The 25811-nt window shown below is 60.3% G+C and carries 22 protein-coding genes; 14 read left to right on the top strand and 8 right to left on the bottom strand.

Annotation, left to right across the window (positions count from 1 at the left end; genetic code table 11):
- Positions 1-58 precede the first annotated feature (58 nt).
- Together WDB86_RS07280 and WDB86_RS07275 are read left to right on the top strand one after the other, a co-directional pair.
- Positions 59-658, top strand: a complete 600-nt coding sequence (locus WDB86_RS07280; protein WP_406735588.1) for a sigma-70 family RNA polymerase sigma factor — start codon at positions 59-61, stop codon at positions 656-658.
- Positions 655-1350, top strand: a complete 696-nt coding sequence (locus tag WDB86_RS07275) for an anti-sigma factor domain-containing protein (RefSeq protein WP_406735587.1) — start codon at positions 655-657, stop codon at positions 1348-1350. Before WDB86_RS07280 ends, WDB86_RS07275 begins: the two co-directional genes overlap by 4 nt.
- 71 nt (positions 1351-1421) lie before the next feature.
- Here WDB86_RS07275 and WDB86_RS07270 read toward each other — a convergent pair whose 3' ends face one another.
- Positions 1422-3743: an FdhF/YdeP family oxidoreductase gene (locus tag WDB86_RS07270; protein ID WP_339109140.1), complete on the bottom strand. Its 2322-nt coding sequence runs from the start codon at positions 3741-3743 to the stop codon at positions 1422-1424.
- A gap of 179 nt (positions 3744-3922) precedes the next feature.
- Between WDB86_RS07270 and WDB86_RS07265 the strand changes: the two genes are divergently transcribed.
- Positions 3923-4843, top strand: a complete 921-nt coding sequence (locus WDB86_RS07265; protein WP_406735586.1) for a formate/nitrite transporter family protein — start codon at positions 3923-3925, stop codon at positions 4841-4843.
- Positions 4844-4881: 38 nt separating this feature from the next.
- On the opposite strand, the gene WDB86_RS07260 is transcribed toward WDB86_RS07265, so the two are convergent.
- The 5 genes from WDB86_RS07260 to WDB86_RS07240 all read right to left on the bottom strand — a co-directional run bounded on the left by WDB86_RS07260 (position 4882) and on the right by WDB86_RS07240 (position 10923).
- Entirely contained in the window at positions 4882-7110 is a 2229-nt protein-coding gene (locus WDB86_RS07260; protein WP_406735585.1) for a methyl-accepting chemotaxis protein, read from the bottom strand.
- Between the two features lie 357 nt (positions 7111-7467).
- Positions 7468-8880, bottom strand: a complete 1413-nt coding sequence (locus WDB86_RS07255; protein WP_406735584.1) for a sensor histidine kinase — start codon at positions 8878-8880, stop codon at positions 7468-7470.
- Entirely contained in the window at positions 8877-9536 is a 660-nt protein-coding gene (locus tag WDB86_RS07250; RefSeq protein WP_339109144.1) for a response regulator, read from the bottom strand. The genes WDB86_RS07255 and WDB86_RS07250 overlap by 4 nt, the downstream gene beginning before the upstream one ends.
- A gap of 67 nt (positions 9537-9603) precedes the next feature.
- Positions 9604-10104 (bottom strand): DUF4405 domain-containing protein, encoded by a 501-nt coding sequence (locus WDB86_RS07245; RefSeq protein ID WP_339109145.1) that lies wholly within the window; start codon positions 10102-10104, stop codon positions 9604-9606.
- A 72-nt stretch (positions 10105-10176) separates the two neighbouring features.
- Positions 10177-10923 (bottom strand): siderophore-interacting protein, encoded by a 747-nt coding sequence (locus WDB86_RS07240; protein WP_406735583.1) that lies wholly within the window; start codon positions 10921-10923, stop codon positions 10177-10179.
- Between the two features lie 726 nt (positions 10924-11649).
- Here WDB86_RS07240 and cyoA point away from each other — a divergent pair.
- The 11 genes from cyoA to cynS all read left to right on the top strand — a co-directional run bounded on the left by cyoA (position 11650) and on the right by cynS (position 23930).
- Positions 11650-12765 carry a ubiquinol oxidase subunit II gene (gene cyoA / locus WDB86_RS07235; RefSeq protein ID WP_339109477.1) on the top strand — a complete coding sequence of 372 codons (1116 nt, stop codon included), beginning with the start codon at positions 11650-11652 and terminating at the stop codon, positions 12763-12765.
- On the top strand, positions 12755-14752 hold the full coding sequence (gene cyoB, locus WDB86_RS07230; protein ID WP_339109147.1) for a cytochrome o ubiquinol oxidase subunit I: 1998 nt from the start codon (positions 12755-12757) through the stop codon (positions 14750-14752). Before cyoA ends, cyoB begins: the two co-directional genes overlap by 11 nt.
- 2 nt (positions 14753-14754) lie before the next feature.
- On the top strand, positions 14755-15378 hold the full coding sequence (cyoC, locus tag WDB86_RS07225) for a cytochrome o ubiquinol oxidase subunit III (RefSeq protein WP_339109478.1): 624 nt from the start codon (positions 14755-14757) through the stop codon (positions 15376-15378).
- Positions 15378-15752, top strand: a complete 375-nt coding sequence (gene cyoD / locus WDB86_RS07220) for a cytochrome o ubiquinol oxidase subunit IV (RefSeq protein ID WP_339109148.1) — start codon at positions 15378-15380, stop codon at positions 15750-15752. The genes cyoC and cyoD overlap by 1 nt, the downstream gene beginning before the upstream one ends.
- A gap of 86 nt (positions 15753-15838) precedes the next feature.
- Positions 15839-16561 carry an SURF1 family protein gene (locus WDB86_RS07215; RefSeq protein ID WP_406720333.1) on the top strand — a complete coding sequence of 241 codons (723 nt, stop codon included), beginning with the start codon at positions 15839-15841 and terminating at the stop codon, positions 16559-16561.
- A gap of 208 nt (positions 16562-16769) precedes the next feature.
- Positions 16770-17657 carry a uroporphyrinogen-III C-methyltransferase gene (gene cobA, locus WDB86_RS07210; RefSeq protein WP_339109150.1) on the top strand — a complete coding sequence of 296 codons (888 nt, stop codon included), beginning with the start codon at positions 16770-16772 and terminating at the stop codon, positions 17655-17657.
- 385 nt (positions 17658-18042) lie between these two features.
- Positions 18043-20487 carry a nitrite reductase large subunit NirB gene (gene nirB / locus WDB86_RS07205; protein WP_406737006.1) on the top strand — a complete coding sequence of 815 codons (2445 nt, stop codon included), beginning with the start codon at positions 18043-18045 and terminating at the stop codon, positions 20485-20487.
- The gene (gene nirD / locus WDB86_RS07200; protein WP_339109152.1) at positions 20484-20810 is read left to right on the top strand and encodes a nitrite reductase small subunit NirD; all 327 of its coding nucleotides are present in this window, start codon (positions 20484-20486) and stop codon (positions 20808-20810) included. Before nirB ends, nirD begins: the two co-directional genes overlap by 4 nt.
- A 45-nt stretch (positions 20811-20855) precedes the next feature.
- Entirely contained in the window at positions 20856-21707 is an 852-nt protein-coding gene (locus WDB86_RS07195; protein WP_339109153.1) for a formate/nitrite transporter family protein, read from the top strand.
- 65 nt (positions 21708-21772) lie between these two features.
- Positions 21773-23443 (top strand): protein kinase domain-containing protein, encoded by a 1671-nt coding sequence (locus WDB86_RS07190; RefSeq protein WP_406737005.1) that lies wholly within the window; start codon positions 21773-21775, stop codon positions 23441-23443.
- Between the two features lie 22 nt (positions 23444-23465).
- Positions 23466-23930 (top strand): cyanase, encoded by a 465-nt coding sequence (cynS, locus tag WDB86_RS07185; RefSeq protein WP_406737004.1) that lies wholly within the window; start codon positions 23466-23468, stop codon positions 23928-23930.
- A gap of 52 nt (positions 23931-23982) precedes the next feature.
- Here the strand turns inward: cynS and WDB86_RS07180 are convergent, their stop codons facing one another.
- Together WDB86_RS07180 and WDB86_RS07175 are read right to left on the bottom strand one after the other, a co-directional pair.
- Complete coding sequence (locus WDB86_RS07180; protein ID WP_339109156.1) at positions 23983-25149, bottom strand: ABC transporter substrate-binding protein; 1167 nt, start codon at positions 25147-25149, stop codon at positions 23983-23985.
- Positions 25146-25730, bottom strand: coding sequence for an ANTAR domain-containing protein (locus tag WDB86_RS07175; RefSeq protein WP_339109157.1), 585 nt, complete (start codon positions 25728-25730; stop codon positions 25146-25148). Before WDB86_RS07175 ends, WDB86_RS07180 begins: the two co-directional genes overlap by 4 nt.
- Positions 25731-25811 lie beyond the last annotated feature (81 nt).

Genomic DNA, 25811 nt, shown 5'->3' with positions numbered 1-25811 from the left:
GGACATAAGGGCGCAGGGTCTTAGATAATGGCCCGACCGCTCAGGGAGGATGAGGTCCATGCAGACGATCAGCGGGACTGCCCCGCGCAAGACCACAGGAGCGGTCGGGGGCAGGATCTCGACGCCCGAAGAGATCGAGGGGCTGATTGCCCGTATTGTCCTGCGCGACCGCGCGGCGTTTTCGGCGCTTTATGATGCCACAAGCGCCAAGCTGTTCGGCGTCTGCCTGAACATCCTCGATAATCGCGCCGAGGCCGAAGATGCTTTGCAGGACGTGTTCCTGCGGATCTGGCGCAAGGCCGACCGTTATAGCGCCACAGGGCATAGCCCGATGACATGGCTGATCACGCTGGCACGTAATCTGGCCATTGACCGGTTGCGCAAGCGCCAGAAGGGGCGCACCGACCTTGACGAGATGCCCGATCTTTCCGATGGCCGCCCCGATCCCGAAGCGGTGCTGATTGCACATTCGGAGGCCAGACGGATCGGCTCCTGCCTTGAGCGGCTGGAAGATGGTCGTGCCGATGCGGTGCGCGGGGCCTATCTGCGCGGCGATAGCTATGCCGATCTGGCCGAGCGGCATGGCGTGCCGCTGAACACGATGCGAACATGGCTGCGCCGGAGCCTGATGAAGCTGAAGGACTGCATGAGCCAATGAGTGCCGCGCCCGATTCCGATGACGATCTGCTGGCCGCCGAACAGGCGCTGCGCCTGCTTTCCCCCGAGGAACAGGCCGCCTTTGCCAAGCGCGCGCAAGATGATCCCGCGCTGCGCACCGCCTTGCGCGCATGGGAGACGCGGCTTTCCGCGCTGTCCGACAGCTTTCCCGAAGCGGCTCCCCCTGCCGCGCTCAAGCGCAGGCTGATGGGACAGATCGGCGGCAGGACCAGCCGGAAATCCGTTCTGCTCTGGGGCTGGCTGGCCAGTGGCGTGGTGGCGCTGGGGATTACGGCGACTTTCTTCGTGCCCAATATCCTGCGCATTCTGACGGCACCGGCGCTGCATGGCTTTACCGCCGGAATGCAGGCCGAGCTGATGGGGGCGGATGACCGCCTTCTGGTACAGGTGCAATATGATACCGGCACCGGAGATGTCCGTCTGGTGCAGATGGACGGCGTCAGACATGCGGCAGATCGTTCGATGGAGCTTTGGCTGATCCCGCGCGGGCAGGCGCCGATCTCGTTGGGGCTGATGCCTGAAAATCGCGAGGCGCAGATGCCGATGCCCGAAAACCTGCGCCCGATGCTGGCAGGGGCCACTTTCGCGATTACCGACGAGCCTTTGGGGGGCGCACCTGCGGGCGTGGCGACAGGGCCGGTGATTGCGCAAGGGATGATGACGGCGGTCTAGGCTGTCCGGGGTCGCGCGGGGGCTGAAGCCGCGCGACCGCGTCCTGATCCGCTTGGACCAGCGCCCGATATTTAGGAGGCTGGCGCTTCGGGGATGATGCGCACAGGGGTCCCCTTATAGGCGGGTGTGCCGGAGCGGATCTCGTGATGTTCCAGCGGAATCAACGGGTTCAGCTCGGGGTAATAGCCCGCGATGCACCCATCAGGCAGATCGAATGCGGTGACGCTGAGCCCCGACACGCGGCGGTCGCGCCCGTCGTCAATATCACAGACCAGCGTGACCTTCTGGCCCTCTGTCAGGCTGGCGCGCGCCATCTCGCCGCGATTGATCAACACCACCATACGCGAGCCGGACAGGCCCCGCAGCCGGTCGGAATGGCCGTAAATCGTGGTGTTGAACTGATCGTTTGAGCGCATCGTATTGAGCGTATAGCTTTGACCGCGCGCGGTTTCTCCGGGTTCCTGCCCCAATGCCGACAAGGTGGTCGGCGTGGTGAACAGCGCCTTTCCGGCGGCGTTGTTCCAGCGCCGTTCCCGTGCCGCATTCCCCCGATAGAAGCCGCCCGCCTGGCTCATCCGCGCATTCATATCGTGGAATTGCGCGGGCCATGTGGCGGCGATGAGATCGCGCACATGGTCGTAATTTGCGGTCCAGTCATCCCATTTCAGGGTGGGGTTTTCAGGCAGGATGGCCTTGGCGATGCCGGTGATGATCGCCAGTTCTGACTTCAGCTGGTCGCTTGGCGGTTTGGCGCGGCCCAGAGAGGCGAAGATATGGCTCATGGTGTCCTCGACCGTCTGCACCTGCGGCACGCCATTTTGCAGGTCCTCGTCGGTGCGGCCCAGACAGGGCAGGATATAGGACACCTTGCCCGGATTGAGATGCGACCGGTTGAGCTTGATCGCGATCGAGACCGTGAGGTTCTGGCTGCCCCATGCCTCTTCCAGCCGTTCGATATCGGGCATGGCGCGCAAGAGGTTGCCGCCAAGCGCGATGGTGGCCTTTACACGGCCCTCGATCACCGCCTTGCCTGCCTTAACGATATTCATGCCGCGTTCGCGGGGCAGGGTGACGCCGAACATCTCCTCCTGTCGGTCAAGCGGGAAGAGGGCGGGGTTTTCACCAATGCCTACGGTGCGCTGGCCCTGCACATTCGAATGCCCCCGCACAGGCGAGATCCCCGCCCCCAAGCGCCCCATATTCCCACGCAAAAGCAACAGGTTGACTAGCATCCCAAGGTTCAGCCAGCCATTCACATGCTGGGTCAGCCCCATGCCATAGACACCGATCACCCGTTTGGCGCTGACATAGATCTGGGCCGCTTCCTCGATCATCGCGCGGCTCAGGCCCGAGTGGCGCTCGATTTCGGCCCAGTCCATCATGCGGATCTCGGCCAGTGCCTCGTCCACGCCCTGTGTATGGTCTTTAAGGAAGGCATGGTCCAGCACGGTGCCGGGGGCGGCGTCCTCGCAGGCCAGAACATATTTGATCATGCCCGCCAATACGGCGATATCACCGCCCGGGCGCACCTGATAATAATGGTCCGAGATTTTGGTCGCTTTGCCCATGACCATCTGTTTCGGGCTTTGCGGGTCGGTAAATTCCAGCAGCCCTTTCTCGCGGATCGGATTGAACGTGACCACTTTGCAGCCGCGCTCGACCGCCAGCTTGAGCGTATGCAGAAGCCTTGGGCTATTGGTGCCGGTATTCTGGCCAAAGAAGAACAGCGCATCGCAATGGTCGAAATCTTCCAAGGTGCAGGTGCCCACCGGCACGCCGAGATAGGTGTTGAGATTGACCGAGGTCGTCTCGTGGCACATGTTCGAGGATTGCGGCAGGTTGTTGGTGCCATAGATCCGCGCCATCAACGCATAAAGATAGGACGGCTCCAGCGCCGCATGCCCCGAGGAATAGAATACCGCCTCGTCGGGGGCGATGGCCTTGAGTTCCTGCCCGATCTCGGCAAAGGCCTGATCCCAGGCGACGGGTTTATAGGTATCGCTTGCGGCATCATAGCGCATCGGATGGGTCAGGCGTCCGGCATATTCCAGATCGTGATCCGACCATTTGCGCAGATCTGCCACCTTATGCTGGTCGAAGAATGCCGGACCGACTTTCTTGGTGGTCAGCTCCCATAGCGTGGCTTTCGCCCCGTTTTCACAAAATTCGAATGTGCCGGGATTGGCGGGTTTTGCCCATGCGCAAGACGAGCACATGGCCCCGCCTTGCTTGTTCAGCTTGGCAAGGATCTGTAGCGCCAAAGGGGTTGGCGGCTCTTTTTTCATGATCCGCGCGACCCCTTCCAAAGACCCCCAGCCGCCTGCGGGCCGCTTGTAGGCGGGCGTGCCGGAATCGGCAGAAATGGGCGAATGGCTGTAATCTTCTGGCTTCATAATGCGATCTCCCTGCGCGCAAGGCTTTGGATTTTGTGCCGCGACGGGCGATATGGCACAAGCCTGTATGCGACAATCTATAGCACGCATCGCGACAGCCGGAACGATTTTGCACCGGCTAACGTTCCTCACCCGAGTGAAATTCTGCGTGAGTGCAGCGGGTTCAAGGGGAACAGGACGTGGCGGAAGATGGACAGGCGGCGGCAGATCAGGCGCAGACGCAGGCGGAGAAGAAACATGAAGGCTCTTTCGACGAGCACGAATTACGCGCGATCGAGCAGACAGGGGCGATGAGCCCGCCCGCGATATTTGAATCGATCCGGCGGTCGGGTATCGAGGAGCTGATGCGTCCGGCCTCGGCCCTGGTGATGTCGGCACTGATTGCCGGGATTGCGATCGGGTTTTCGGTCTTCACCGAAGGCCTGCTGCGCGCGCATCTGCCGGAAACGGACTGGCGTCCCCTGATCGAGAATTTCGGCTATACGGTCGGCTTTGTGATCGTGATCATGGGGCAGATGCAGCTGTTTACCGAGAACACGATCACGGCGGTCTGTCCGGCCCTGGACGAACCCTGTGCCGATGTGTTCAAACGCCTGGCGCGCCTTTGGGGGATTGTGTTTCTGTTCAACCTGATAGGGGCCATGCTGTTCGGGTCGGTGATGTATCTGACGCGCGGCTACGACCCCGCACTCTGGCAGGCGGTGCTGGACCTCTCCGAAGAGGCCACCCATTTCCCGTGGATGGAAACCATGTTGCGCGGCATCGGTGCGGGCTGGTTGATTGCCGCTTTGGTCTGGATGCTGCCGAATGCGCGTCAATCGAAGCTTCTGATGATCGTGTTGGTGACCTGGATCATCGCCACCGCGGAGTTTACCCATGTGGTGGCGGGATCGACCGAGGCGACGATTGTCATTCTGGCGGGCAAGATGGGCATCATGGAGGCGTTGTCGGGTTTTACCCTGCCCACACTTATCGGCAATGTTCTGGGCGGTTCGGTGTTTTTTACTGTGCTGACATGGGCGCAGATCAAGACCGAGCTGGAAGAGCCGAAAGACTGCCCGTGGCGGCAGGATCAAAACGCACCCCGCCGCCGCACCTGACGGGACTGGTGGGGCGTGCCCCACCAGTTCATCGCCATTCAGGCCGCGTGAGACCGCGTGTCCTGCGCCGTGCTTACACGGAACTGGGTGATGGCCTCGTTCAGCGTCTGTGCTTCTTGGGACAAAGCCAGACTCGCGGCGGATGTTTCCTCGAACATGGCGGCATTCTGCTGCGTCATCTGGTCAAGCTGGGCGGTGGCCGAATTGATCTCGCGCACGGCATGCGACTGCTCTTCCACCGAATTCGCGACGCTGGAGACATTGGTTGCGATTGCCGCAATGGAATCGGCGATGCGTTGCAGGGCCGTGTCTGTCTGGCCCACCAGATCCACCCCGACCGTGACACTTTGCGAGCTTTCCGAAATCAGCCCGCCAATTTCGCTGGCCGCTTCCGAGGACCGCTGCGCCAGAGCCCGTACTTCCGAGGCGACAACGGCAAAGCCACGTCCGGCATCACCCGCCCTTGCGGCCTCGACCCCCGCATTCAGCGCAAGAAGGTTGGTCTGGAAGGCGATGTCGTCGATGACCCCGATGATCCGTGTGATCCGGTTCGAGCTTTCCGCAATCGAGTTCATGGCGGCAACGGCCTGTGCCATGATCTCCCGCGAGGCAAGGGTCTCGGATTTCGAACTGTCCACGATCTTTTCCGTGCGGCGGCTGTTTTCGGCGGCTGAAGCGGTGTTGGCGGCCAGTTCTTCGACTGCGGCAGCGGTTTCCTCCAGAGTGGCCGCCGCGCTTTCGGTGCGGTGGGACAGATCCGAGGATGCCTGACTGACCTCGGCCGAGTTGTTCAGGATGTGGCTCACGCTGGTCTGGATCGACCCGACCAGATGGCTCAGAGAGTCGATGGTGCGATTGTAATCGGTGCGCAGCGCCTCATAGCTGTCGGGGAAGGCGGTGTCGATGCGGCGTGTGAGGTCGCCATGCGACAGGCGGCCCAAAGCCTCTGCCAATGTCCGGACCACATGCGCCTGTTCCGCATTACGGGCCGCAGTCTCGGCCTCGGCCTGTGCGGCAAGGCGCTGTTTTTCGGCAGCGGCGCTTTGTTCGCGCTCCATCCGTTCCTGCGTCTCGCGGGTCTGACGCTCCATCTCGGCGCGTTCGGCATCCAGTTTGCGCTGGGCTTCGGCCTCACGTTCGGCAGCTTCTCGTGCCCGAGCTTCGCGTTGCTGCTCCTCCAGGGCGCGGTTGGCCACGATGTTCTGACGGAAGGTTTCAAGCGCCTCGCGCATCGCGCCCAATTCGCCTGCGCGACGCTTCGCCCCCTCTAGCGCATCGGTGTCACCTTCAGCCAGTTTGCGGGTCCGCGAGGTCAGATCCCGCAGCGGGCGAACCAGCACAAACTGCAAGAAGCCGATGGTCAGCACCAGCACGACGATCGCGGCAAGGGTGGCCATTTCCATCATCCGCGTGGCACGATCCGTCGCGCTATTGAGAGTGTTCGCGCTCTCGCTCACCTCGTCCAAAGCCCTATCGCTGACGGTTTCGGCCGTTTCGCTGAGTTGGGAAACCGTTTTGAGTGCCGCAGTTGCCGCATCCGAGGCCTCTTGCAGCGCCGAGAGTTCCAGACCGCGTTGGGCGATCACCCCGGTGTCAGGGTCGATTATCGTGTTCAGGGTGGCGACATCATCCTCATACCCGCGCCCGAGACTGAAGATCAGCAGCTTCGTCTGCCCTTCAATCGCCGCTTTATGACGGTCCAATCCGATCAGTTCGCCTTCGAAGGAAATGCTCACAATCTGGCGCAGGAGCGCCTGGGCATCGGCACGGGCTTGCGGGGTGCCCATCAGTTCGAGTTGCGATACCAGCAGTTCCAGCTTGGCAAGTTTGTCGCGCATGGTGGCATGTGCCTGCGCTGCATTCTCGCGGGCGGTCGACAGGGAGTCGATATTGCCTTGGAAGGCGGCCACCTGTCGGTTCAGCAGGGCGGCATCCTCTTGCGACAGCTGTTGGGTCAGGGCAATGAAGGCCTTGAATTGCTGGTCCGACGTGCTCAGCACCTGCTCTATGTCAGCGGGTGTGTCGGCCAAAAGCAAGGCGGTGATGATTTCGGGCAACCGGTTGGTGGCCACCATGATATCGTTTGTATTGCGCAGATCCGGCACGCGATTTTCGCTGAGCCTGTCCATGCTGAGCGAGAAGTGCTGGAAGTTCATCCAGGCCATACCGATGGCACTTCCCAGAATGCCTACAAGAACCAGTTGGCTAAAGGCCAGACGGGGGCCAATGCCCCCCAGAAAGCGTCGGATATTGGAGAAGGGTTTCATATGGTCCTTGGCCTCTTAGTTCGGGACGGCGGTCTGTGCGAAGGGGACACCATCGGGGCGCGCATTGCCTGTCGTCGCTCTGCGCGTGTTTTGCCGTTGATCTGCGTCGGGTGGCAGGCCGCGCGCCACTGTGCCCGAGCGGGGGCGGGCCGTGCACGGACGGGACGTATATGGGCGGGACGTATATGGGCAGGGCGCAGAATCTGCGCCGGAGAAAAGCATTGCACCGAACGTCATGACACACCTTTCAAGCAAAACAGACCAAGGGGATGATTCCCGTCGGCTTGATTTCCTTGGGTAAGGGGCGGACCCTAAAAAATGTTTAGCTAATTGGCTAAAATGCTCATAACGGGTGATCTAACCGGAAAAAACGGCCATAAAACCGCGTTTTTGATCAGGTATGGGGCTGTAAAGTGACAAATCGGCCCCTGCGCGCTCGGCGATGACATGGGCGATCGCAAGGCCCAGCCCTGTGCCGTCGCCTGCTCCGTCGCCGCGTGCGAAACGGTCCGACATGCGGGCAAGCTGGTCGGCGGGCAGGGGCGCACAATCATTCTGCACCGAGAAACGGCCATCCGGCTGCAGCGCGATACCGATCTCGCCCTGACCATGTTTGCGTGCATTTTCAATAAGATTGCGGGCCAGAATGGCAAAGGCATCGGGGTCAAGGTCGCTCATCACCGGCGTGGCGGGACGCTCTACCGTAATCGCTGCGGCAAATTGCGGATCGGCGCGACGCATGTCGTCCAGAAGGATATCCAGAATCATGCGCAGATCGGTTTTCTCCTCCACCCGCAGCCTTGCGCCTTCGGCCCGTGCCATCTGCATCAGCTTCTCGGACAGGCGCGAGAGCCGCTTCAGCCCGCTCTCGATCTCGAGAGCGCGGGCAATCGCCACAGGATCCTTGCTTTCGGCACGTAGTCTCTGGGCCTGCGCGATCGCTCCGGCCACAGGGGTGCGCATTTCATGCGCCGCGTTCGAGGCAAAGCTGCGCTCTGACTCGAAGGCCGATCTGAGCCGGTTGATCAATCCGTTGATGCCCGCCGCAATCGGGCGCAATTCGGTGACCATGCCATCGCTGGCCAGTGGGTCCAGATTTTGCGGGCCGCGTCTGGCCAGAGCGCGCTCCAGACTGCGCACCGGATTAAGCGCGCGCCGCACCGCCAGAAAAATGCCGGAGAGGCCGAAGGGCAGGGCGATCAGCAGCGGCAGGGACAGCAGAACGATCATATTGCGCCGCACCGACTGCCGATGGTCCAGTGGCTCGGCCACGGTGATCGACAGCCCCACCCGCCGCGAGATATCGGTGTAAAGCCGGTAGCCGGGCACCGTGACATATCCCGCACCAATGCGGGCGGGCAGCGTGATCGCCTTGCTGCCATCAGTTTGCAAAAGCACCTCGCCCGCCTGATTGCGCACGACAAATTCGACCGTATCGGGGCGTTCATCCAGCCGCGCAATGGCACGGCTCTCGGGCGGTGGCGGTGGCCAGAGACGGCCATTGGGGGGTGTCAGGGCCTCGTCTCGGGTGCCTTTCTGACGGGAGGGCTCGTCGGTCTCGGTGCCGTCATTGCGGGCGCGCAGGCGCTGTTCGCGCAGCGCGAAAGGCAGGATACGCTGCGCCGTCGCGCTGAGTTCGCGGTCAAAGACGCTGTTCATCTCGTGGCTCATCAGCCCCGCCGTGACGATGGCCGCGACCAGCCAGAGCACGGTGATGCCCGCACCGATCAGCAGGGCAATGCGCAGCCCCAGAGAATGCGGCAGAGTCATTGCGTTACCAGCCGGTAGCCCAGACCGCGTTCGGTCTGGATACGGTCACGCCCCAGCTTTTTGCGCAGATGGCTGACATGGACCTCGATCGTGTTCGAGCCGATCTCGTCATCAAAGCTGTAAAGCGCCTCTTCAAGCTGGGCCTTGGACAGAAGCTGGCCGGGGCGGCCAAGAAAAGCTTCGAACAGCGCCCATTCGCGACCGGTCAGCGTGACAGGCTGCCCGTCACGGCTCACCGATTTCGCGGGCAGATCAATGCTCAGATCGGCAAGCTCGATCATCGGATTCGGATTGCCGCTATAACGTCGCGCCACAGAGCCGATACGCGCGGACAGTTCGTCCAGATCGAACGGCTTGACCAGATAGTCATCGGCACCGGCATTCAGTCCGGCAATCCTGTCGCTGACCTGATCGAGCGCGGTCAGAATGATCACCGGCACGCTATTGCCGGCATTGCGTTGGTCCTTGAGGAAGGTGATGCCCCGCCCGTCCGGCAGCATCAGGTCCAGCAAGAGCAGGTCGAAGCGCGAAATCCTCGTAAGATCACGCGCTTCTTCAAGCGTTTGCGCCCAGTCGAGGGAATGGCCGTCGGCGCGGATCTGGTCGCTTACGGCGCTGCCAAGGCTCTTGTCGTCTTCGATCAGCAGAATACGCATGGGGCATGTCCTTCGCGGCGAGGGAGGCGGTCCCTGCCCAAAGCACAGGGCGGGGGCATCAAGGGGCTTATGGCATCAGCAGGCGCGCGACAGTGTCGGCGCTGGTGCCCGACGCTTCGGCGATCTGGGTGGCGGACTGGTCTGCGGTGCCTTGGTAGCCTGCCGACGTCAGACGGGCCAGAATGTCTTCAGGGGTGGTGTCAAGCACCGGTGCCACTTCCGATAGCGGCGCCTCCAGAAGCTTCTGTGCCAGCGCGAATTGCGGCGGACGGCCACCTTTGGCGGTGCCGGTCCCCGAAGTGGCCGGAATGGCAAAGGCCAGAGCGGCCACCAAAGACGCGGCCAGCGCCAGCGCCATAGGGGCCTTCTTCATGTAATTCATCAATGGGCGCCAGTTGCGCCACAGATGCAGGACGAAGGGCACGATCAGCACCATCGACAGCCATTCGTGCATGCTGTGGAACCAGCCCATCTGCCAATGGAAAAACAGGGCAACGCCGGAAACGAGGGATACCAGAAATAGCCCGGTGATCAGGGGCGTGGCGTAACGAAAGAAAAAGCTGCGCATGATGGACTCCAGAAAAGCGGTAAACGCGTTCTCTGGAATCCTTTAATATGAACCTGATGTAAAGCTGAAGCTTTAAAGCGATTTGTCGCTGGCATCGGCCTGTCCGGCCACCCAATAGCCTGCGGCCTTCATCCAGGGCAGAGGATGGCCGTTTTGTTGCAGGTGGTCGCGCAGCGCGCGGGCCACGGACGCCTCGGCGGCGATCCAGACAAATGTGCCTTCGCCCAGCGGAATCTGCTTGAGCTGTTCCAGAAGCGGCGCGGGGTCGGTGGCATCGGTGCGATGGACCCAGAGCGGCAGGTGGTTTGCCTTGGTCGGCATGTCCTGTTCGTCTGCGGCTTCCGGCACGCCGACCAGCGTGGTCACCGGCGTTCCGGCCTCCATCTCGAAGAGGCGCCGCGCGATGGCGGGCAGGGCGGTTTCGTCCCCGATAAGAACCCAGCGCTGGATCGGGCCGGTGATGTTTTGCGAGCCGCGCGGCCCGCCCATCATCACGGTATCACCGACTTTGGCGGATTTCGCCCAAAGCGTGGCCGGTCCCGCTTCATGCAGGGCGAAATCGACGGTCAGCGACAGGGTTTCGGGGTCGAAATGGCGCGGGGTATAATCGCGCATCGCTTTCTCGCCATTCGCATCGGGGATCATCAGTTTGAAATGGTCATCCGGCGCGGTCGAGGTGAACCCCTCCAGCTCGGGGCCGGTCAGCACGATGCGGATCATATGCGGGGTCAGGGCGTGGGCTTCCGAGACGGTGAGGGTCCGGCGGACAAGTTCGTGGCGCTGGCGTTCAATGCGGGGCAAGCTATCGAGGTCGGTCATTATAATCCTTACTAAAGACGGAAGGCCGGTGCGTATGATGTGCATATGGGGTCAGCGGAGCGCGGCCTGTTATTTCTTGATAAAAAAGATCGAGATTGAGGTTTCGTCAAGCCGCCCCGATGCAGAATGGTCTGTGCAAATTTTCACTGTTGAGCGAGGCGGGAAGCCGTCACGGGCCGATTTGCGCAAATCTCGGACGTAGAGCGGGAATTGCCATGAGTTTAGCGCATATCGGATATGCAATTTTATCAAAAAACTGTGAGTTGAAAACTGTATCTCCGGCGCGGGGCAGGGGCAGATAATCGGCTTGATTTGCGCCAGATCAATTCTGTCAACCCACATCTAGGAGAGGTGGAGATGTCGTTGCGATCAAGAAAAATTTTATGAACAAAAACAGGGTGATTTTTCAAAATTGTTATATTTTACATTCGCTTGCTTAGCAAAATTCACGCTTCGTTACACTTTTGTGATACATGATTCGCGCCGCCGATTTTCGAAAAAGAGAATCGGCTAGTCCAAAGCATGCCCTAATGCAGCGCGTCGGAATGTCGCATCGCGAAATGGCGCCGTGATGCATAATGCGGGCAATAGTCTTGTCTTGGCGACATGCTCATGGCATGTGGTCACGACTTTTACTACCAATTGCGGCGAGGGTGCTGCATTGCATGCCCGAAGCTGCAAAGCTGCAAGAGGCACGCATTGTTGAAACACTTCAAACTCCCCCTGATGCTGTTGGCGGCAGCGTCTCTGGCGGGATGTCAGTACGAAGTTCTCGCACCGAGCGGCTGGGTCGCTGTGCAAGAACGAAATCTGCTGCTCATCTCGACAGTTTTGATGCTGCTGATCATCGTTCCCGTGATCGTCATGACCGTCTATTTCCCGTGGAAATACCGTCATGACCGTGATGACACCTCCGATTACGAACCCGAATGGGCACACTCGACCAAGCTCGAGGTGATCGTATGGGGTGCGCCCATCATTATCGTCGCTATCCTTGGCGTCTTCCTGGCGATCTATACCTATCGTCTGGACCCCTATCGTCCGCTGGACCACACCGAAAACATGGGTGCGCCGGTGGAAGTCGAAGCGGTATCGCTCGACTGGAAATGGCTCTTTATCTATCCCGAACAAGGTGTGGCTTCTGTCAATGAACTGGTGATCCCGGAAGGGCGCCCGATCAACATGAAGCTGTCCGGCTCGACCGTGATGAACACGTTCTGGGTTCCGGCGCTGACGGGGATGGTTTACTCGATGGCCGGTATGGAGACGCAACTGCACTTCATCGCCGATACCACCGGTGACTTCCAGTCGCGTTCTGCCCATTATTCGGGCCCCGGTTTCTCGAAAATGACGTTCACCACGCATTCCGTGACCGACGCCGATTTCGATGCTTGGGTCGAAAAAGCAAAAGCACAAGGTCAGCCTCTGACCCGCGCATCTTACTTGCAGCTTGAGCAGCCCTCGATCGCCGCCCCGATCAGCTATTACAATTCGGTCGAAGACAATCTCTTCAATCGCATTGTCGGGCTTTGTGTCGAAGAGAACAAAGTTTGCATGAACGAGATGATGATGCTCGACATGCATCGCGACATGATGCCGAAAGCCGAAGAGGACGATAAATCTTCCGAAGGCGAGCATGGTCAGATCGGTCTGCCGAAGCAGCTGTTCGAATATGACATGGAGCGTTCGATCGACGGTCATGGCAACCTGATCAGCCTTCCGGCCGACACGTCCGAAGAGCATATGTCTGCTTTGGACGCGCGCAAGCTGATGGCTCAGGTCGCACTTAGCGCCGATGGCCTCTGCCTCCCGAACCAGGAGTACAAAACTAATGTCAACTGAAGTCGCTCAAACGACGCATGAGACGATTTCGCCGATTTTCGGGCGGCTAAGTCTTTCGTCGATCCCCTATCACGAGCCGATCCTCATCGCGACCTTCGCGGGTGTGGCCGTGGCCGGGATTATCTTCTTGGCGCTCATGACCTATTTCAAGGCATGGAAGCCGCTGTGGACCGACTGGGTCACCACCATCGACCACAAAAAGATCGGCATCATGTATATGGTGCTCGGGTTCATCATGTTCGTGCGCGGCTTTGCCGATGCGCTGATGATGCGTGCGCAGCAGGCAATGGCTGCGGGCGGGGCAGAGGGCTACCTTCCGCCGCACCACTACGATCAGGTCTTCACCGCACACGGCGTGATCATGATCTTCTTCGTGGCTATGGCCTTCATCACCGGTGTGATGAACTTCGTCATGCCCGTGCAGATCGGTGCCCGCGACGTGGCCTTCCCCTTCCTGAACAACTTCTCGTTCTGGATGACGGTGGCCGGTGCGCTTCTGGTCAATATCTCGCTGTTCATCGGTGAATTCGCACGCGTCGGCTGGCTGGCTTTCCCGCCGCTGTCGGGCGCTGCCTATTCGACCGGACCGGGGATGGATTACTATCTCTGGGCGCTGAACATCGCGGGTATCGGGACAACGCTTTCGGGTGTGAACATGTGCGCCACCATCTTCAAGATGCGTGCGCCGGGCATGTCGCTGTTCCGCATGCCGGTCTTCACCTGGACCGCGCTGTGCACCAACGTTCTGATCGTGGCGGCCTTCCCGGTCCTGACCGCGACCCTCGTTATGCTGACGCTTGACCGCTATCTTGGCACGCATTTCTTCACCAACGACCTTGGTGGGAACGCGATGATGTATATCAACCTGATCTGGATCTGGGGTCACCCGGAAGTCTACATCCTGATCCTGCCCTGCTTCGGTATCTTCTCGGAAGTGGTTTCGACTTTCTCCGGCAAGCCGCTCTTCGGTTACAAGACCATGGTCTGGGCAACCTGCTGCATCATGGTTCTGTCCTTCATCGTGTGGTTGCACCACTTCTTCACGATGGGTTCGGGCGCAGCCGTGAACACCTTCTTCGGGATCACGACGATGGTTATCGCCGTGCCGACCGGTGTGAAGATCTTCAACTGGATTTTCACCATGTACAAAGGCCGCGTGCGGTTCGAGACCCCGATGTACTGGGTGATCGGCGGCATCGTGACCTTCACCATCGGTGGTATGACCGGCGTTATGCTGGCAATCCCGCCGGTTGACTTCCAGCTCCATAACTCGCTGTTCCTGATCGCGCACTTCCATAACGTGATCATCGGTGGCGTTGTCTGGGCGATCTATGCAGCCGTCTACTACTGGTGGCCGAAAGCCTTCGGCTTCAAGCTGCATGACGGTCTGGGCAAAGCCTCCTTCTGGTGCTGGTTCGTGGGCTTCTACCTTGCGTTCATGCCGCTTTACGCGCTTGGCCTCATTGGTGTGACCCGCCGGATCAACGAATATTCGGATCCCTCGTGGCAGCCCTATTTCGTGATCGCAGCCATCGGCGCGCTGTTCATTCTGGCAGGCATCCTGTTCACCTTCGCGAACTTCGCCTACTCGATCTACAAGCGCAAAGAACTGGCATGCGGTTCGGACCCGTGGAATGCCCGCACCCTTGATTGGGCAACCTCGTCCCCGCCCGCGAAGTACAACTTCCCGCAGGACATCCATGTCCACGGCATCGACGAGTTCTGGCGCATGAAGCAGGAAGGCTTCAAGTGGTCGACCGACTACCAGCCGATCCACATGCCGCATTACACGCCCGCAGGGTTTGTAATCTCGGTGCTGGCCTTCATCTTCGGCTTCGCAATGATCTGGTACATGTGGTGGCTGGCTGTTCTCAGCTTCGTCGGCCTCGTTGGCTACACGATCTACCACACCTTCAACTACAACCGTGATTACTACATCCCCGTAGAAGAAATCGCGGAAACCGAAGCAAAGGGAAATATCGCATGACGATGCTTGATACCCCCATCACCGGCCCCATCGAGGGGCCGGAAGGTCCGGACCATCATCAGGACCATCATCATGTGAGCCCGACGCCGATCGGCTTCTGGATCTACCTGATGTCGGACTGCATCATTTTCGGCACGCTGTTCGCGACCTATGCCGTTCTTGGTGGCAACTATGCCGGTGGTCCGGGCCCGAAAGATCTGTTCGAGCCGGGTCTGGTGGCGTGGGAAACCGCGCTGCTGCTGATCTCGTCGATCACCTTCGGCGTGGCCATGCTGAACGCGACTGCCCATAAGCTGGGCAGCACGATCATGTGGCTGATCATCACCGTTCTGTTCGGTGCAGGCTTCCTTGCCATCGAACTTTACGAATTCCACCACCTGATCCATATCGGTGCAGGGCCGGACCGTTCCGCTTTCCTGTCGGCGTTCTTCCTGCTGGTCGGGACCCACGGTCTGCACGTGACCTTCGGGTCGATCTGGCTGATCACTCTGGTCTTCCAGCTTCGTAAGCACGGCCTGATCGAGGCGAATATGCGCCGCCTGTCGACCCTGTCGATGTTCTGGCACTTCCTCGACCTGATCTGGATCGGCGTCTTCTCCTTTGTCTATCTCGTGAGGCTCGTCTAATGGCTGAACATAGCTCGCATTCGCATGGCACCATGGGGCAGCTGATGATCGGCTTCGTTCTGGCGGTCATCCTGTCGATCATCCCCTTCTATCTGGTGATGGCTGACGTCGAGATGTCGCGGACCACGATCATCGGGATCATCATGGGTCTGGGCGCGGTGCAGATCATCGTGCACCTCGTCTACTTCCTCCATGTCAACCGCTCGGTTGAAGAGGGCTGGACGCTGGCAGCCAGCGTTCTGGCGATCATCATCTTGTGTATCGTTCTGGCAGGCTCGCTCTGGGTCATGCACAACATGAACGAAAACATGATGCCGATGCCCAGCCAGGAACAGATGCTGGAAATGATGAACCTCCAGAACCAGCAAGGCTGATCCGAGGCGCATCTCCCAAAAGACGGGGCCGGGAAACTGGCCCCGTTTTGCTATCTGCAGCTCGCTTCCATTTGAGGATGACCACCATGAGCAGGAATATTCGCTGGGTCCGTTTGAGTATTGCGACCATCCTCGCCGCAGGGTTTGTGGCAGTTTTCATGTCATTGGGGATCTGGCAGGTGCATCGTCTGCATTGGAAGCTTGATCTGATCGCGCGGGTGGATAGCCGCGTGGCCGCCGCGCCCGTGCCCGCCCCCGGACCGAACGCTTGGGCCGGATTGACCCGCGAAGGGGATGAATATCGCCATGTCGCGGTCACCGGCACCTTCCTGAATGATCAGGAAGTGCAGATCTATACCCCCTCCATGTTCGGACCGGGATATTGGGTGCTGACGCCACTCAAGCGCGATGACGGCACGATCGTCATGATCAACCGCGGCGTCGTGCCCGAGGAAAAGAAATCCCCCGCAAGCCGTGTGGCCCCCGCGGGCGTGCAGCATATCACCGGCCTTTTGCGGCTGAGCGAGGATCACGGCTGGCTCTTCAGCCAGAAGGATCGCCCGCAGGATGGTGTCTGGTATCGTCGCGATATTGCATCGATCACCCAGACCAAGGGGCTGGAAAATGCCGCCCCCTATTTCATCGATCAGGATCTGACCGATCCCGAAGGCTTCCCGCGCGGCGGGCAGACGGTGGTGAAATTCCGCAATTCCCATCTCAGCTATGCCATTACATGGTTCGCGATGGCGCTTCTCAGTCTGGTGGGCTGGGGGGTCGTGCTTCGGCAAGAGCTGAAAAATCGGGACTGATCGCCTATTTTGCAGGCAAAACGAGCACCGCAAACCTGTTTGCCACGCGCCCTGCCGCAAGATCGTTGCGGCAGGGCTGTGTCTTTCGTAAGGGAAGGAAAGCGGCAATGGCGTCGCGCTGATCTCCAGTAAAATCCGGGCAAAGCTGCCTGATCGGGTGCCAAGGCATCGCGATCGGTCGGCTTTTTCTTTTTGAGGGACCGTGACTATGATGAGCATTCCGTTGGCCCTGCGTGATCGCGTTCGGTGGTTCGGCATCGGGCTTGGGTTGGTCAATATCGATGCAGGGGCCAAAAGCCCGCAGCGGCTTCTGGCGCAGCGCCGCAAGGCCCGTGGCAAGACGGGGCATATCGCTTTGGTCGGGGCCGGGCCGGGGGCGGTGGATCTGCTGACCATGCGCGCCATCGACCGTATCCGTCAGGCCGATATCGTGCTTTATGACCGGCTGATCTCTGACGAGGTGCTTGATATCATTCCGCAGGGCGTCGAAACCGTTTATGTCGGCAAAGCCGTGGGGGCCTGCACGTGGCCGCAGGACAAGATCGACCGGCTGATCGTTGAAGAGGCCCGCAAGGGGCGGCGTGTCGTGCGACTGAAATCCGGTGATCCGTCGATTTTCGGCCGGGCCAGCGAAGAGATCGATGCGGCCCGCGCCGCAGATATTCCCGTCGAGATCATACCCGGTATTACAGCCGCTTCGGCGGCTGCCGCCAGCCTGACCCGCCCGCTTACGGAACGCGGCGAGACGGATACATTCGTGCTGACCACCGGCACCTGCCGTCCGGGGGATGCGCCTTCGGACAGGACCCGTTTCGCACGGCCCGGCACGTCGATGGCCTTTTATATGGCGGTCGAACGCGCTGCCGAAATCCAGCGGGATCTGCTGAAAGCGGGCGTACCGCCCGATTGCGCGGTGGATGTCGTTGGGTCGGTGAGCACCGCCCATGAGCGCCAAGGCCATATGACGCTGGGGCGGTTGTCGGAAGACATCGCAGCGCAGGGCCTGCAAAGTCCGGCGGTGATCTTGATCCGCTATCCGAAACAGGCCAAAGCCGCGCTTTCCAGAAAAGCCGCCCGCAAAGCCATAGCCGGATAAACCCTGTTCCATCTGAAAATACGCCGGACCAATGGTCCGGCTTTTTTTATTCTGCCAAGAAAGTAATCTTATCAGCCGATGATACATCAAATTTATGCATTCAAAGCGGGCATCTCCTTGTTTTTCGGCTTTCATCCAGCGAGCAACGAGAAATCTTTTGGCGGAATCGGGATGATTTCGTAAATATCTGTTCAAGGCCTGCTGAAAGGCCAGCTGCCGCAAAGGCGCGGTATCTTCCGAAAATGCCCCTAGGGGCCTGCGGCAATGGCGCTGCATTTCGCACTGATCTTCTTCAGAATGCGGGATGATGCCTGCCCGTTCATGCAGCTTCACTCCCGAACTCACTCGCCGCGACCATCGTGTCGCATGCCATTAGGGGTTCGTTATGACCAAGCAGAAACTCGTCATCGTTGGAAATGGTATGGCTCCGGGCCGGATGCTGGAGCATCTGTTCGAGACCGCGCCGGATATGTATGATGTGACCATCTTCAACGCCGAGCCGCGCGTCAATTATGACCGTATCATGCTGTCGCCGGTTCTGGCAGGCGACAAGACCTATGAAGACATCATCATCCATTCCGAGGAGTGGTATGCCAGCCATGGTGTGACGCTGCATATGGGCGAGCGCATCATCGGCATCGACCGTGACGCGAAGACCGTGACTTCGGCGCGTGACCGCGTTGTGCATTATGACAAGCTGGTCATCGCCACCGGTTCCAACCCTTTCATCATCCCCGTTCCGGGCCATAAGCTGGACGGCGTGCTGGCCTATCGCGACCTTGACGACACGCAGAATATGATCGCGGCGGCGGCCCGTGGTGGCCGTGCGGTGGTGATTGGCGGTGGTCTTCTGGGGCTTGAGGCCGCCGCCGGTCTGAAGAACCGCGGCATGGAGGTGACCGTTCTGCACCTGATGCCCTCGCTGATGGAGCGTCAGCTGGACCCCGCAGCCGGTCATCTGCTGCAGCAGGCGCTTGAGGCGCGCGGGATCGAGGTGCGTTGCAAATCGAACACCAAGCAGATCCTTGGCACCGACCGCGTGGAAGGGGTCGAGCTGGAGGATGGCACCATTCTGGACGCCGATCTTGTGGTCATGGCGGTGGGGATCCGCCCTAATACCGGTCTTGCGAAAGAGGCGGGGCTTGAGGTCAACCGCGGCATCGTCACCGACGGTCAGATGCGCACCTCGGATGCCTCGATCTATTCGGTGGGCGAATGTGTCGAAGTGGGCGGTATGGTCTACGGGCTTGTCGCGCCGCTGTACGATATGGCGAAGATCGCCGCCGCCGATCTGGCTGGCGCACCGATTGCGGGTTTCAAACATGTCGACACGCCCACCAAGCTGAAGGTGACGGGCTGCGACCTGTATTCGGTTGGCCAGTTCGGTGAAGGTTATGAGGAGATCGTGCTGCGCGACGCCTCGCGCGGGTCGTACAAGCGCTTGATCGTACAGGACAATAAGATCGTCGGCGCGGTGCTTTACGGCGACGTGGCCGATGGCGGCTGGTATAACGAGATGCTCAAGGCGGGCACCTGTATCGAAGACATGCGCCAGACCATCATCTTCGGTCAGGCCCATCAGGGCGGCGGCAATTTCGATCCGGTCGAGGCAGCGGCGGCCATGTCCGATGATGCCGAGATCTGCGGCTGTAACGGGATCTCGAAGGGCACCATCGTCAAGGCGATCAATGAACAGGGCCTGACGACGCTGGCGGATGTGCGCGCCCATACCAAAGCCTCGGCCTCCTGCGGGAGCTGTTCGAACCTTGTGGCCTGTGTGATGAAATCCGTGCTGGGGGACGGGTTCGTGCAGAAGGCGGTGGAACCCGTCTGCTCCTGTACCGAGCACGGCCACGAGATCGTCCGTGCCACCATCAAGAAGGCTGGTCTGAAATCTATTCAGGCCGTCTATCAGACGCTGGAATGGAAGACCTCGGAGGGCTGCGCGAAATGCCGTCCGGCGATCAATTACTACCTGCTGTCGGAATGGCCGGGCGAATATGAGGACGACCAGCGCTCGCGTTTCGTCAACGAGCGTCTGCATGCCAATATCCAGAAAGATGGCACCTATTCGGTGGTCCCGCGGATGTTTGGCGGCATGACCACGCCCGACGAGCTGCGCGCGATTGCCGATGTCGCCGATAAATACAACATCCCCACCGTGAAGGTGACCGGCGGCCAGCGGATCGACCTCTTGGGCGTGAAGAAAGAAGACCTGATCCCCGTCTGGGCCGATCTGAACAAGGCGGGCATGGTCTCGGGTGCGGCCTATGCGAAGGGGCTGCGCACGGTAAAGACCTGTGTTGGCAAAGAGTGGTGCCGCTTTGGCACGCAAGACAGCACGGGGCTGGGGATCAAGCTTGAAAAGTTCCTCTGGGGGGCATGGTCTCCGGCCAAGCTGAAACTGGCGGTCACCGGCTGCCCGCGCAACTGCGCCGAGGCCACCTGTAAGGATATCGGCGTCATCTGCGTCGATAGCGGCTACGAGATCGTCTATGGCGGCGCGGCGGGTCTGCATATCCAAGGCACCACGAAGCTAGTGAATGTGGCCACCGAAGAAGAGGTTGTCGAATATACCGGCGCGCTGACGCAATGGTATCGCGAGACGGGCTTCTATCTGGAACGCATCTACAAATGGGCCAACCGTCTTGGCTATGACCATATCCAGGACGTGCTAGTGAACGACCCCGAACAGCGCCGCGCCTATTACGACCGCTTCGTCTATTCCCAGAAATTCGCGCAGATCGATCCTTGGGCCGAATTCGTCGCCGGTAACGGTGCGGCCGAAATTGAACCGATGGCAGAAATCAAACTGGAGGCCGCAGAATGAACGCCACCGCAACCAGCCTGCATTGGGTGGCCATCGGCCCCCTGACCGCAATCCCCCGCCTTGGCGCGCGCTGCGTTATCAAGGGCGATACCAGCATTGCCGTCTTTCGTACCAGCGACGACCGGCTCTTCGCGCTGGAAGACCGCTGCCCGAATGATAACGGGCCGCTGAGCCAAGGGATCGTGCATGACGGCCTTGTCACATGCCCGATCTGCAACTGGGTGATCTCGCTTGAAACCGGCGCCGCTCAGGGTGCCGATAAGGGCCAGACCCAGACATTCCCCGTCAAGCTGGACGGCGACACCGTCTATCTAGGCGTCTGACAGAAGATAAGACCTATAAAAATCAACCAACAGGGACCTAAACTCATGTCGTATATCCAACCCAAGGAATTCGCGGCCAAGATGGTCGATGCCGGTGAAGGCAAGATCTTCATGTCCACCAAAGACACGCTGATCCGTGCCTATATGGCGGGGGCCATTCTGGCGCTGGCGGCGGCTTTTGCGGTCACCATCGCGGTGCAGACTGGCAACTTCCTTGTCGCTTCGCTGCTGTTCCCCGTGGGCTTCTGCATGCTCTACCTGCTGGGCTTTGACCTGCTGACCGGCGTGTTCACCCTTGCTCCGCTGGCCGTGGTTGCCAAACGTCCGGGCTGTACCTGGGGCGGCGTGCTGCGCAACTGGGGGCTGGTGGCCTTGGGCAACTTCGGTGGCGCGATGACCGTGGCCGTGTTCATGGCGATCATCTTCACGATGGGCTTCTCGACCGAACCCAACGCCGTGGGCCAGAAGATCGGTAAGATCGGTGAGGCACGGACGCTGGGTTATGCCGCAGCAGGTGCCTCGGGCATGCTGACCGTCTTCATCCGCGCCGTGATGTGCAACTGGATGGTCTCGACCGGCGTGGTCGCCGCGATGATGTCGAACTCGGTCTCGGGCAAGATCATGGCGATGTGGATGCCGATCCTCGTCTTCTTCTACCTCGGTTTCGAGCATTCGATTGTTAATATGTTCCTGTTCCCCTCGGGCATCATGCTGGGTGGCCAGTTCACTTGGTCCGACTACCTGCTGTTCAACGAAATTCCCGTTGTTCTGGGCAACCTCGTTGGCGGTCTGACTTTCGTGGGCGGCATGATCTACATGACCCACTTCAAGGAATCCCCCAAACGTAATGCGCAGATCTCGCGCAATAACGACGCAAGCGGCGTGGCCGCAGAGTAATCCACTCTCGGAGGAAGGCCCTGCCATTGGCGGGGCCTTTTTATTGAAGCCTGAGGGATATTTCCATGAAGCCAATGCGCAGTAGCCTTCGGGTCTCTCTTGGTCAGCTGTCGGTTGCGGGGGTGAAACCCGAAAATCAGGACCGCTCGGGGGCGATGCTGACCGATAGCGCGGGCCATGGGATCAGCCTTGTGCTGGCCGACGGGATCTCCACCTCGGACTTCGGAGCGGAGGCGGCGGAATTCGCGGTGACCTCCTTTCTCAACGACTATTACGCCACGCCTGCCTCATGGCCTGTGAAGACGGCCGCTATGGGGGTGATCTCTGCGATCAACGCAGCGCTTTGGGCCGCGAATGAGGCGCTGACCGATATCGAAAAGGGCCATGTGGCGACGATAGCGGCGCTTGTGGTGAAGGATCAGACCGCTCATTGCCTGCATCTCGGGGATAGCCGGATCAGCCTGTGGCGCGGGGGGCATTTGCAGGCGCTGACCGAAGATCACCGCACGGGCACCACGCTGGAGGCCGCTTTGGGGATCGGCCCCCAGCCCGAGGTAACCTATCGCAGCCTGCCCCTCGAAGAGGGCGATATCCTGATGCTCTCGACCGATGGCCTGCACGAGCATCTGTCGCCCGAGGCGCTGCGCATGGCCTTTCTTCAGCCCGACCCGCAGGAGGCCGCGCAGAGGCTGGTGGATCAGGCGCTTCTGGCGGGCAGTGCCGATAACCTTAGCGTGCAGATCTTGCGGCTGGATCAGCTGCCCGCGTCCGATGCGCCCTTGCCGCAGGATCTTACCCTGCCTGCGCTGCCGCGCGCGGGCGAGATGCTGGACGGGTTCCGCATCATCCGTCAGATCCAGTCGACCGCCCGCAGCCATATCTATATGGCCGAATCCCTCGATGGTCTGCGCGTCGCGCTGAAGATCCCCTCTGCCGAGATGGCCGAGGATCCGACCTTCCGTGCGGGCTTTCTGGCCGAGGAATGGGCCGCGCGCAGGGTCCGCTCGGATCATGTGCTGCGGGTGCCCGAGGCGGGGCCGCGCAGCTATCTTTTTGCCGTGTCGGAATGGATCGAGGGGCAGAGCCTGCGTCAGTGGATGACCGATCACCCGCAGCCCGAATTGCCGCAGCTGCGTGCCATATTGGGCCAGATCATTCAGGGTCTGCGTGCGCTGCATAGGCGCAATATGATCCATCAGGACCTGCGCCCCGAGAATATCATGATCGACCGTCAGGGTACGGTGAAGATCATCGACCTTGGTTCGGTTGCGGTGACGGGCGTTGAACGCACGACCGCGGGTGGCTTTGGCGCTCAGGCGGGGACCTATCAATATACCGCGCCGGAATATCTGTCGGGCGATCAGGTCAGCTGGCGGTCGGATCAATATGCGCTGGCGGTGATCACCTATGAGATGCTGACGGGCCGTCTGCCCTATGGCGCCAAGGTGGCGCGTATCCGGTCACGCAAGGATCAGGCAGCCCTTCGCTATGCCCCGGCCCGCGATGACCTAAGCGGCGTGCCCGACTGGATGGATCCGGCGCTGAAACGGGCCTGCCATCCCGATCCCAGCCGCCGCTATGATGCTCTGTCGGAGTTTCTGGCCGATATGACACGCCCCAATCCAGAGTGGCAGGCGGGACGGCATCGCCCGCTGATCGAGCGTAATCCGGTTTTACTCTGGCAAAGCCTCTGTGCCGTTCTGGCGGCGCTTTGCCTTTATCTTGCTGTCACGTGACGGCCAATCAGGGAGAACGACCATGAAAGACCTTCTGACCGAAAGCCTGACCAAAGAAGACGCTACCGCCTTGATCCTACAAGCGAAAAAGCGCAAATCCCTGACGTGGGAAGGCATTGCCGAAGGGATCGGCATGTCGCCCGTCTGGACCCATTCGGCTGCGATGGGAATGAATGCTTTCCCCGAGGCCAAGGCCCGCGCGATCATCGACCTGCTGGATCTTCCCGAAGAGGCGTTTGACGCGCTGACCGAAAGCCCGACCAAGATCTGGGACCAGACCGTGCCGACCGACCCCTGCATCTACCGCTTTTACGAGATCGTTGGCGTCTATGGTCCGACGCTGAAGGCGCTGATCCATGAGAAATTCGGCGATGGCATCATGTCGGCCATCGATTTCGACATGAAGGTCGAGAAGGTGCCGCATGAAAAAGGCGACCGTGTGAAGGTCGAGATGTCGGGCAAATACCTGCAATATAACTGCTGGTAAGCTCCGCCGATATTACCCCAGACTGGGTCCAGAGCATCCTCTGGACCCTTTTTTAACTTTCGGGATCAAAGACCTGCCCGTCAAAGAAATGATCGGGCGACAGGATCACGCGGCCGCGTTCCGAAGGCACCGCCGTGGGCTGCGAGATCGCACCTTCAAGTTTTTCTGAAGCTCCGGGAAGATCCGCACCAAGCTCGCGCAGATGCTTGCGGTAGATATCGGTGCGGAAGCAGCTTTTGCCGGTCTTGATGGCGCTTGCCTCTTCCAGACCCAGACGTTTGGCAATGCGCATGGCGATCCAGCTTGCCTGAGACCGCCACGGAAAGCCCACAGCGCCTTCCTGAAAGGTCAGGAAATGCGGATCCTGCCGGACTTCACCCATTTCAGAAATTACGAAACTGCCATTCAGACCGCGCTCGATCAGATTGACGGGCAGGTCCAGATATTCGGGGCGGGACATGATCTCGGCGGCTGTGGCGCGTTTGAGTGGACGGTCCAGCCAAGTGCCCGCCCGCCAAAGGGCCCGCAACAGCCGCCCCGCCAGATCGCTATTGTCATCGGCCCAGCCGCCGCGCACCGCCAGCACCTTTTCGATTGCCGAACGCCTAATCGCGCTTGTGGGCAGTAAAAGCGTTCCTACGCCATTTTCGACCGAAAGCGACCCCCAAGGCTCGCCCACGCAGAAAGCGTCAATCTCGCCCGCGGCCAACGCATCGGCCATCAGCGGCGGCGGCACCGTATTGACCGCCAGCATCGCCGGATCGCTCAGCCCGCAGCGTTCAAGCCAGTAATACAGCAGCTCGGCATGCATCGAGAAGGGGAAGGGCACGCCCACCCGCAAAGGCCGCCCCAGCGCCAGCAGCGCCTCGCCCGCCGCTCGCGCATCGGCAAAATCGAAACGGTGCCCAGCGGCGCGCATCTCTTCGGCAATCGCGGCACTGACGCCGATCACATTGCCGCCTGTATTCATCGCCGCAATCGCATCGATCCGGCCCTCGGGGCCCGAGAGCCCCAGCGCCTTGGCGACCGGCACCGGCGACAGAAGATGGGCCGCATCGATCATCCCCAGCATCAGGTAATCGCGCATCACCGACCAAGAGGGCAGTTTGACCAGATCGAGTTCCAGATCTTCCTCGGCGGCAAAGCCCATCTCGCGGGCAACAATCAGCGGGGCGGCATCGGTTAGCGGTAGAAAACCTGCCTTGAGTGTCAAAGTCATGCCAAAAGCCCTGCCGTCGTCACCAGAGCCTCGGCGACCTCGGAGACCTTGCGGCCCCGGTCCATCGCCGTCTTGCGCAGAAGGGCATAGGCCTCGTCTTCGGACAGGCCGCGGGCCTTCATCAGGATCCCCTTGGCGCGGTCAATCAGCTTGCGCTCTTCCAGCGCGCGCTTGGTGGTTTCCAATTCGCGCCGCATACGGTTGAACATATTGAACCGCGTGATCGCCGCATCCAGCACGGGGCGCACCCGATGGGCCTGCAGCCCGTCCACGACATAGGCGGAAACGCCCGCCTCGATCGCCGCCCGTGTCAGGCTGTCATCGGATTTATCGACGAAAATCGCCACCGGACGCTCCAGCGGGCCGGAGGTCGCCGCAAGGTCTTCAAGGATATCGCGCGAGGGGCTGGCCAGATTGATCAGCACCACATCGGGATTGCGCTCGGCAATATGACGCGCCAGCCCCGCAGATTCGGAGATAACGGCAATTTTTACGCTTTGGTCTTGCGACAGAAGATCCACGATTTGCATCGCGCGATCACGGTCGGATTCGACCAGCAGGATGGAGAGTTCGTCTTTCATAACCGCAATCTGGGCCAGTTTCGCGGGCCACGCAAGCGCTGGCTGTCTCGGGCGTGATGCGACTTTCGGCGGGCCGCCCAA

This window comes from Thioclava sp. GXIMD4215, from assembly GCF_045291555.1.
In the GTDB taxonomy this organism is placed as follows: domain Bacteria; phylum Pseudomonadota; class Alphaproteobacteria; order Rhodobacterales; family Rhodobacteraceae; genus Thioclava; species Thioclava litoralis.
Note: the sequence above shows the minus strand (reverse complement) of the source record. Positions and strands in the feature narration are given on the sequence as shown.

What these genes read in the sequence shown, in the direction of transcription:
- WDB86_RS07190 (WP_406737005.1), top strand. Translation starts at nt 21,773, where the DNA reads ATGAAGCCAATGCGCAGTAGCCTTCGGGTCTCTCTTGGTCAGCTGTCG.
- WDB86_RS07275 (WP_406735587.1), top strand. Translation starts at nt 655, where the DNA reads ATGAGTGCCGCGCCCGATTCCGATGACGATCTGCTGGCCGCCGAACAG.
- WDB86_RS07215 (WP_406720333.1), top strand. Translation starts at nt 15,839, where the DNA reads ATGAGCAGGAATATTCGCTGGGTCCGTTTGAGTATTGCGACCATCCTC.
- cyoB (WP_339109147.1), top strand. Translation starts at nt 12,755, where the DNA reads ATGTCAACTGAAGTCGCTCAAACGACGCATGAGACGATTTCGCCGATT.
- cyoC (WP_339109478.1), top strand. Translation starts at nt 14,755, where the DNA reads ATGCTTGATACCCCCATCACCGGCCCCATCGAGGGGCCGGAAGGTCCG.
- cobA (WP_339109150.1), top strand. Translation starts at nt 16,770, where the DNA reads ATGATGAGCATTCCGTTGGCCCTGCGTGATCGCGTTCGGTGGTTCGGC.
- WDB86_RS07240 (WP_406735583.1), bottom strand. Translation starts at nt 10,923, where the DNA reads ATGACCGACCTCGATAGCTTGCCCCGCATTGAACGCCAGCGCCACGAA.
- nirD (WP_339109152.1), top strand. Translation starts at nt 20,484, where the DNA reads ATGAACGCCACCGCAACCAGCCTGCATTGGGTGGCCATCGGCCCCCTG.
- WDB86_RS07260 (WP_406735585.1), bottom strand. Translation starts at nt 7,110, where the DNA reads ATGAAACCCTTCTCCAATATCCGACGCTTTCTGGGGGGCATTGGCCCC.
- cyoD (WP_339109148.1), top strand. Translation starts at nt 15,378, where the DNA reads ATGGCTGAACATAGCTCGCATTCGCATGGCACCATGGGGCAGCTGATG.
- WDB86_RS07270 (WP_339109140.1), bottom strand. Translation starts at nt 3,743, where the DNA reads ATGAAGCCAGAAGATTACAGCCATTCGCCCATTTCTGCCGATTCCGGC.
- WDB86_RS07180 (WP_339109156.1), bottom strand. Translation starts at nt 25,149, where the DNA reads ATGACTTTGACACTCAAGGCAGGTTTTCTACCGCTAACCGATGCCGCC.
- WDB86_RS07245 (WP_339109145.1), bottom strand. Translation starts at nt 10,104, where the DNA reads ATGCGCAGCTTTTTCTTTCGTTACGCCACGCCCCTGATCACCGGGCTA.
- WDB86_RS07250 (WP_339109144.1), bottom strand. Translation starts at nt 9,536, where the DNA reads ATGCGTATTCTGCTGATCGAAGACGACAAGAGCCTTGGCAGCGCCGTA.
- WDB86_RS07195 (WP_339109153.1), top strand. Translation starts at nt 20,856, where the DNA reads ATGTCGTATATCCAACCCAAGGAATTCGCGGCCAAGATGGTCGATGCC.
- cyoA (WP_339109477.1), top strand. Translation starts at nt 11,650, where the DNA reads ATGCTGTTGGCGGCAGCGTCTCTGGCGGGATGTCAGTACGAAGTTCTC.
- WDB86_RS07255 (WP_406735584.1), bottom strand. Translation starts at nt 8,880, where the DNA reads ATGACTCTGCCGCATTCTCTGGGGCTGCGCATTGCCCTGCTGATCGGT.
- WDB86_RS07175 (WP_339109157.1), bottom strand. Translation starts at nt 25,730, where the DNA reads ATGAAAGACGAACTCTCCATCCTGCTGGTCGAATCCGACCGTGATCGC.
- WDB86_RS07280 (WP_406735588.1), top strand. Translation starts at nt 59, where the DNA reads ATGCAGACGATCAGCGGGACTGCCCCGCGCAAGACCACAGGAGCGGTC.
- cynS (WP_406737004.1), top strand. Translation starts at nt 23,466, where the DNA reads ATGAAAGACCTTCTGACCGAAAGCCTGACCAAAGAAGACGCTACCGCC.
- nirB (WP_406737006.1), top strand. Translation starts at nt 18,043, where the DNA reads ATGACCAAGCAGAAACTCGTCATCGTTGGAAATGGTATGGCTCCGGGC.